The organism is Nocardia sp. NPDC003183 (assembly GCF_053590715.1).
Window position 1 is genome coordinate 192,047 of the sequence record NZ_JBSFTG010000013.1, and the last position, 6,733, is coordinate 198,779.

8 protein-coding genes and 1 riboswitch are annotated in these 6,733 nt (G+C 67.1%); of the genes, 2 read left to right on the top strand and 6 right to left on the bottom strand.

Features of this window, described 5'->3' with window-relative positions:
- Window positions 1–2 precede the first annotated feature (2 nt).
- Together ACWDXS_RS28405 and ACWDXS_RS28410 are read right to left on the bottom strand one after the other, a co-directional pair.
- On the bottom strand, window positions 3–1,133 hold the full coding sequence (locus tag ACWDXS_RS28405) for an AAA family ATPase (protein ID WP_449970219.1): 1,131 nt from the start codon (window positions 1,131–1,133) through the stop codon (window positions 3–5).
- Between the two features lie 237 nt (window positions 1,134–1,370).
- Entirely contained in the window at window positions 1,371–2,075 is a 705-nt protein-coding gene (locus tag ACWDXS_RS28410) for a class I SAM-dependent DNA methyltransferase (RefSeq protein WP_449970222.1), read from the bottom strand.
- Between the two features lie 173 nt (window positions 2,076–2,248).
- Window positions 2,249–2,363: riboswitch (SAM riboswitch) on the top strand.
- A gap of 41 nt (window positions 2,364–2,404) precedes the next feature.
- Between ACWDXS_RS28410 and ACWDXS_RS28415 the strand changes: the two genes are divergently transcribed.
- Window positions 2,405–3,721 (top strand): aminotransferase class V-fold PLP-dependent enzyme, encoded by a 1,317-nt coding sequence (locus ACWDXS_RS28415; protein ID WP_449970225.1) that lies wholly within the window; start codon window positions 2,405–2,407, stop codon window positions 3,719–3,721.
- Between the two features lie 209 nt (window positions 3,722–3,930).
- Window positions 3,931–4,470: an excalibur calcium-binding domain-containing protein gene (locus ACWDXS_RS28420; protein ID WP_449970227.1), complete on the top strand. Its 540-nt coding sequence runs from the start codon at window positions 3,931–3,933 to the stop codon at window positions 4,468–4,470.
- A 6-nt stretch (window positions 4,471–4,476) separates the two neighbouring features.
- Here ACWDXS_RS28420 and ACWDXS_RS28425 read toward each other — a convergent pair whose 3' ends face one another.
- The 4 genes from ACWDXS_RS28425 to ACWDXS_RS28440 all read right to left on the bottom strand — a co-directional run bounded on the left by ACWDXS_RS28425 (window position 4,477) and on the right by ACWDXS_RS28440 (window position 6,558).
- A complete protein-coding gene (locus ACWDXS_RS28425; RefSeq protein ID WP_449970230.1) occupies window positions 4,477–4,716 on the bottom strand; it encodes a hypothetical protein in 240 nt (79 codons plus the stop codon).
- Window positions 4,717–4,752: 36 nt separating this feature from the next.
- On the bottom strand, window positions 4,753–5,388 hold the full coding sequence (locus ACWDXS_RS28430) for a Uma2 family endonuclease (protein WP_449970233.1): 636 nt from the start codon (window positions 5,386–5,388) through the stop codon (window positions 4,753–4,755).
- 52 nt (window positions 5,389–5,440) lie between these two features.
- Window positions 5,441–5,908, bottom strand: coding sequence for a flavin reductase family protein (locus ACWDXS_RS28435; protein ID WP_378638843.1), 468 nt, complete (start codon window positions 5,906–5,908; stop codon window positions 5,441–5,443).
- Between the two features lie 173 nt (window positions 5,909–6,081).
- Window positions 6,082–6,558 carry a YbaK/EbsC family protein gene (locus tag ACWDXS_RS28440; protein ID WP_378996456.1) on the bottom strand — a complete coding sequence of 159 codons (477 nt, stop codon included), beginning with the start codon at window positions 6,556–6,558 and terminating at the stop codon, window positions 6,082–6,084.
- Window positions 6,559–6,733 lie beyond the last annotated feature (175 nt).

Genomic DNA, 6,733 nt, shown 5'->3' on the forward strand with positions numbered 1-6,733 from the left:
CGTTATTCCCGTCGATGCGTGAAACCACGAATGGTGTCGCGCGACACCCCCGTCAGCGCGCTGATCTGGCGCTGAGACAAGCCTGACACGCCCGTCAGCGTCTGTGCCAGCCGTAACCGATCCGTTTTGGGAAGTTCAGCTGCCAGTCGCGCGGAATGCTCGGCCATCAGCCCGGGCAGTAGCTGGTCCTCGAGCACGCAACGCCTGCGCAATCGCAACATCGCGCGCTCGATATCGTTGAACGACAAGCCCTTCGATGCCAGCGCCACCGCGTCCACCGCGCCGTCGGGCAGTGGCTGCCCGGCGAATCGGCGAATCGCCTCGCAGCGTTGCTCGGCCTCGGGCAGCGCGAACTCCACGCTCACATCGAAGCGCCGCCACACGGCCGGATCCAGCAGATCGGCGTGGTTGGTCGCGCCGATGACCAGGCCCCCGCCGGTCGGCCAGTCGTCGATCTGCTGGAGCAGCACCGTCACCAGTCGCTTCAACTCGCCCACATCGCGATCGTCGTCGCGACGCTTGGCGATGGCATCGAGCTCGTCGAGCAGCAGAACGCACGGCCGCTGCTTGGCGTAGTCGATGGCATGGCGCAGGTTGGTGCCGGTCTTGCCGAGCAGGCTGCTCATGATGGTCGCCAAGTCCAGGACCACCAGCGGCAGCGACAGTTGGTGGGCCAGCCAGGCCGCGGCCATCGTCTTGCCGACACCGGGCGGACCGACGAACAGCAAGCTGCCGGCCGGAGTCAGATCGGCGGCGGCCAGCCGGTCGGCCTGCCTGCGTTCGTCGACGATCTGGGTGAGCACGTCATAGGTTTCGGCGGCCAGGATCGGCACTTCGGCGGTGGAACCGGGCGGGATCACCCGCAGCAGCGGCAGTCGGCTGTCGCCGTCGACCGGAATCGGCGTATCCACTTCCGCGCGTAGGGGATTGGCGCGCGTGGGGTTCTGGCGCAGCAGGGCGATCAGCGCATCGGCCAGTTCGGGACTGGCATGCCGGTGGCGGCGCGCGGCCCGGCGCACGAACATCGCGACGTCCTGCTCGCGCCCGGCGAGCGCCAACCTGGCCAGGTGGACGAATTCGTCGGGTAGATCGGCGCTCACGTCCGCCGAAGTGGAGCTCAAGGCGTGTGACATGGTCTTCTTCCGATCAACTACGTGGACTATTTTCGCTTCACTCGATCGTACGGCGTCCATCACGGGCAAAGTTCACCCCTTGTGTACCGGTTTGACATCGGACCCCACCCGCAGCGCCACATTGATCTGCCGAGCCCTCAGCGCAGCGATTCCCTTCGTCGGATGCTAGTTCCGCCACGCCCCCTCATGGGCGATTCCCTTCGCGTCGGGCGTGCCTCGAAGCGTGCGGCTCGGTGCCTATGCGATGCCGAGCGTCCAGACCAGCGCCATGGTGAACGGGTGGCCGCGCAGGTCGGCCCATTTGGGTTTCGCCGCGAGCCAGGCGTCGTCCACCAGGGCCTCGGCCGCTTCGGTGAGGACCCAGCCCGCGTCGGTGCCCGCGGTGATGTGCTCGCTCAGCAGGTGCAGGTGGGTGCTGATCGCGATCGGATCGCCCCCAGCCGGGGTGTAGTGCGTCGGCATTCCGGTGACCATCATGAACTGTGGGTGGTAGCTGACGTGGGCGAACGTGGCTCCTGGGACAGCCAGCCGCGCGGCCTCGGTGTAGAACGGGCGCAGGTCCGGCAGGTGTTCGTCGATCAGCGAGGAGATCACGAGATCGTAAGTGCTGCTGGGTAATTCGGTGGCACACACGTCGGCCTTGGTGAGTGTGCGGTGTACACCGCGTACGCGGGCACGGGCCAGCATTCCCGCGCTCAGATCGACGCCGTCGATCTCGGCGCTACTGCGGCTGCGCAACCACGCGCCGGTTCGCCCCGTCCCGCAACCCAGGTCGACCGCCTGGCGCACTCCCGCCCAATCCGGGCGACGAAGCCGATCCAGCAGCGCCGAGTCCATCTCGTCCATCACGGTGCGCTCGTAGGTGTCGGCCCAGCCGTCGTAGCCGGTGGCGACATCGACGGTGGGGTAGTGGCGTCGGTCGAAATCGGCGAAGGCAGGCATCACCGGAGTGTCGCAAAGGAAAGCGCACGTGGACAACCGATTTCCCGCTGCGGGTCGCGACGGTCCGACCGCCGCGCCGAACCGGGAGATCTCGTGCGTGGCCGGGGTCGGCTCCGAGCGCGCCGGCGATCGGTGGTTGACAGGTCCGGTGGTCGTCTGTCACTCTCGTTGCAGGTCACGAGTACCAGCGTTCAGCCCCGGCTTGCTGGTCGGCAACCCTCCTCCGCGGTGGGGTGCTCCGGGTGACGACCAGGCTGACGTCCGAATTGGGCGCGGCAAGCGCGGGCCACCTCTTCAGGAGCGGGTCCCTGAGCCGACGGGATTTCGTCATGACTGCTGTAATCGACCCCACCTGTGCCATCGCCGCCGTTTCCGGTGCCGACCTGCAGGTTCCGCTCGTTCAGGGCGGTACCAGCTCCTACGCCAACTTCGACTACGCGGCGAGTGCGCCGGCGTTGAAGCAGGTCACCGACCGGATTTCGCAGTTGCTGCCGTTCTACGCCAGCGTGCACCGGGGCGCGGGATACGCCTCGCGGATCTCCACCGAGTGCTACGAGGCCTCGCGGGGGTCCGTTGCCCGGTTCCTCGACGCCGACGACGACCAGGTCGTGGTGTTCACGCGCAACACCACCGATTCGCTGAACCTGCTGGCCGGGTGCGTGCCGGGGGAGACCGTGGTACTCGATATCGAGCACCACGCCAACTTCCTGCCGTGGGCGAAGCACGGTCGTCGCGTCGTGCGGGCCGCCGCCACAGTCGAGGAGACGATTCAGCGTGTCGTCGCCGAGCTGTGCAGCAAGCCTGCCGCGCTGCTCGCGGTGACCGGCGCGTCCAACGTCACCGGTGAGGTGCTGCCGCTGGAACGGCTCGCGACCATCGCCCACCTCTGTGGTGCGCGCATCCTCGTCGACGCCGCGCAGCTGGCTCCGCATCGCCGGATCTCCCTGCGCGAAACCGGGATCGACTACCTCGCCTTCTCCGGGCACAAGCTGTACGCGCCGTTCGGTTCGGGTGTGCTCGTCGGCCGGCGCGACTGGCTGGACGAGGGTGAGCCCTACCTGGCCGGTGGTGGTGCGGTGCGCAATGTCGGTGTGACAGAGGTCGAATGGGCGTGCGCGCCGCAGCGGCACGAAGCCGGTTCGCCGAACGTCCTCGGCGCGGCCGCTATTGCTGCTGCCTGCGATGCGCTGGCTGCCATCGATCCCACCGAACTCGTCGCGCACGAGCGCTTTCTGGCCGACCGGCTGCGTGACGGCCTGTCCGCGATCCCCGGCGTCGACCTGGTCGGTATCTGGTCCGACAGCCCCGACTGTGTGGGCATCGTCGCCTTCACGATCGCCGATATCGCCCCTGGCAAAGTCGCCGCGTACCTCTCCGCCGAACACGCCATCGGCGTGCGCGACGGCCGCTTCTGCGCGCACCCCCTCCTCGCGAGCCTCGGCCTCGACGCCGCCCTCCGAGCCAGCATCGGCCTCGGCACCACCGCCGCCGATGTAGACCGCTTGATCAGCGCGGTAGCCACCCTGGTCAGCCAAGGCCCCGCCTGGAATTACGCCGCCACCGACGGGCACTGGAACCCGACCCCCGAAACCCGTCCCCTCAGCGCCTCTTCCCCCGAAGGCGCCGCCCCCTGCCTGATCGGCTGAACTCGTCACAGGCGAGATTCGCCGAACGTCGGCCGTCGAGACCTGCTCTCGGCGGCCGATATTCGTTTTCCGTCGAGTGGTATCCGTCCGAGAACCCGACGGACCGCTTCTCGGAAATTCCAGGTTTGGACTGCCTCTCAGCTGGGTAACGCCTGTCGAACCCGTCGCGATGAAGCCCCCGAGATTGCCCGACAATCAAAGGGGACACCGTGACTCGACCGACTCAGCCGCCCGACCCGTGGGCTCGTCCGCCCCGCCGACCCGAAAAGAAGCGGCGTTGGCCGTTGCTGGCCGGGATCGGAGTCGCCGGCGTGCTCGGTCTCTCGGTCGTCGCCGGTCTCAGTGACGACAACCCCTCACCGGCCGCGCGGACATCACCCACCTCGACCACCCGCGTCGTCGCATCATCGACCACGGCAAAGCCGTCGACGACCACCGCCGCCCCGACCACCACGACGTCCGCCGCCCCGACCACCACGATCGATCTCCCGCCGGCACCCATCGCACCCACCACCACGATCGCGGCGCCGGCTCCACCGCCGGTCATCGTCCCCGCGCCGACCACCACCGTCGACCTCCCCGCCCCGCGGGTGGCAGCCGTCCCGGAGCCCGAAGCGCCGGCGCCCGCCAGCGCCTATTACAAGAACTGTGACGCAGCCAGGGCTGCCGGTGCCGCCCCGATCCACATCGGTGAACCCGGCTACCGACCAGAGCTCGACCGGAACAAGGATGGAGTGGCCTGCGAGTAGGGGTAATCAGGTATCCATCGAACGAACGACGTCCCCGACGCTGACGTGCTGGGAAATCTCATCCGAGAAGGCGAACGAGAGTTCGCCTCTCGGGGAGCGACGGATTTCGAACGCTCGAAGGACTCCTCGAGCGATGACCTTGCCCGCCCGCCGAAGCTCGACAGCGCCGCCGACGTCGAAATTGCCGATCGCGTGGCCGACGACAAACGGGTCCGGTCTGAAGCTGACCGGGAAGATGCCGGTCACCCGAAACTCACTCATGGAGACAAGTTTCCGATCAGGTCAGTCGAGATCCGCGTCGAGGGCGTTCCAGGTTATGGTGACGTCGAGCGGATCGGTGATCGCGATCGCGGTGGGGCTGTGGGATCGGAAGCGGGTTTCGGTGGAGACGTAGACGCCCGCGGTGTTGAGACGGAGGATTTCGATGGACTTCACGCGGCCGTCGTTGTTCTCCATGCGGACGATCCAGTACTGCTCGATTCCCAGGCGGGCGTATTCCGCTCGTTTATCCACACAATCGGCGGTAACCGTCGCCGGTGATACCACTTCGACGACCAGCAGGGTGTCGCCTGCTGTCGGCTTGGTTTTCCACTTGTCGCGGGGGTCTTCGATGCAGCGGTACACAATGGCGTCGGGGCGGCGGAAGTTGAAGGGAACCTCCGAGACCAGCATGTCCAGTTCGCCGCTGGCCTTCAGGCAGGGCTGCCCGGTGGCGCGTTTCCGGATCGCTTCCCGCAGGGACTGTTTGATCACGTCGGCGCTGGCGATGTGATTCGGCGAAGGTGAGTCGCGATGCACCAGCAGGCCGTCTTTGACCTCGATTACCCGAGCGAGGTCTTCCGGCATCGCCAAATACGTGTCCAGGTCGATTCTCGGAACACCGGCGCGCAACCACGACCAGTCGTATTCCTCGCTCATCGGACCAACCTAGCTGTGGCAGGTGGGTCACCGGCCTACACAGACGCTCTGATCAGGTGTCGAGGGCGGTGGGGCGGTGGTATTTGCCGTTGTAGTAGAGCAACGGGGCTGCGGAGGGGGACTCTTCGGTTTGGTCGTGGACTCGGGTGACCAGGCCTACGGCGAGGGTGTGGTCGCCGAGGTCGATGAGTTTGTGGAGGGTGGTGCGCAGCCAGATCGGGGTGCCGTGCAGGACCGGTTCGCCGGTGTCGAGGGTGGTCCAGAGGGCGCGGTCGGTGAAGCGGTCGGCGGCGGTCCGAGAGAAGCGGTGGGCCAGGTGTTGTTGGTGTTCGCCCAGGAAATGGATCACCACCGAGTCCGCGGCTCGCAACGCGTCGATGCTCGATGAGGTGTGCGCGATGTTGAACGACACCAGTGGCGGTTCGAGCGACAGGGAAGCGAACGAGGTGGCCGTGAACCCCACCGGTCCGCTCTCGGCTCCGAGCGTCACCACCGTGACGCCGGCCGGATAGTGCCGCATAGAGGCCCGATACTGCTCAGCCGTTATCCCGCTCAGATCATCGGGAACTACCAGTCCGGTCTCAGAAGGTTGCACATCGCCCACCGCCCCCAACTTACGCCCGTCCGGCGCGCGTCCTCACGGTCGCTGTGTCCGTTTGATCCAACTCACACGGTCGGGATGGGAAGCCGAATTCAGTCGATATCAATCGGCAGCCCCGCGGTGATACGGATGATTTCGCGGAAGTTGGTGCGGAACACGGTGTTCGGGTGGCCGCCCGCTGCCCAGACTTCGGGGTGGGCGGCGAGGGCGGTGTCCACCCAGGTGGGGAGGTTGGTGGGGTGGCCGAGGGGGGCCGTGCCGTCGACGGGCTGGCCGGTGATGCGTTCGGCCAGGGCGGTGGGGGCGGGGGTGAGGGTGCCCTCGAGGCGTTTGCCGGTGCGGGCGAGGTCCACGTGGTGATGGTCGGCCACCAGGAGCAGGACGGGATCGTCGTCGAGGAGGAAGACCTGGGCGGTGAGGATCGCGGTGGGCTGGGCGCCCATGGCGCGGGCGGCGTCGGCCGCGGTGGGAGCCGGCGTCTCGGGGCAGACGATGACGCCGTGGTGCCCGCGGGCGATGAGAGTTTCCGCGACCCGGCATGCGACCGGCGGCAATGACGACCTGCGCATGTCATCCAGAGTAGGTCGATTGCGGGAAATATGCTGTGTAACTTGGAGTTCTGGCGAACTCGAGTTCGCGGCTGTGTTTGTTGGAGCGCTGGCGCGCTCGAGTTCGCGGCCCCGCCGGTCCCGTCGATCAGGTGCCGTTGCTTGCTCCTTCGTCGCCTACGCAACGGCACCTGAT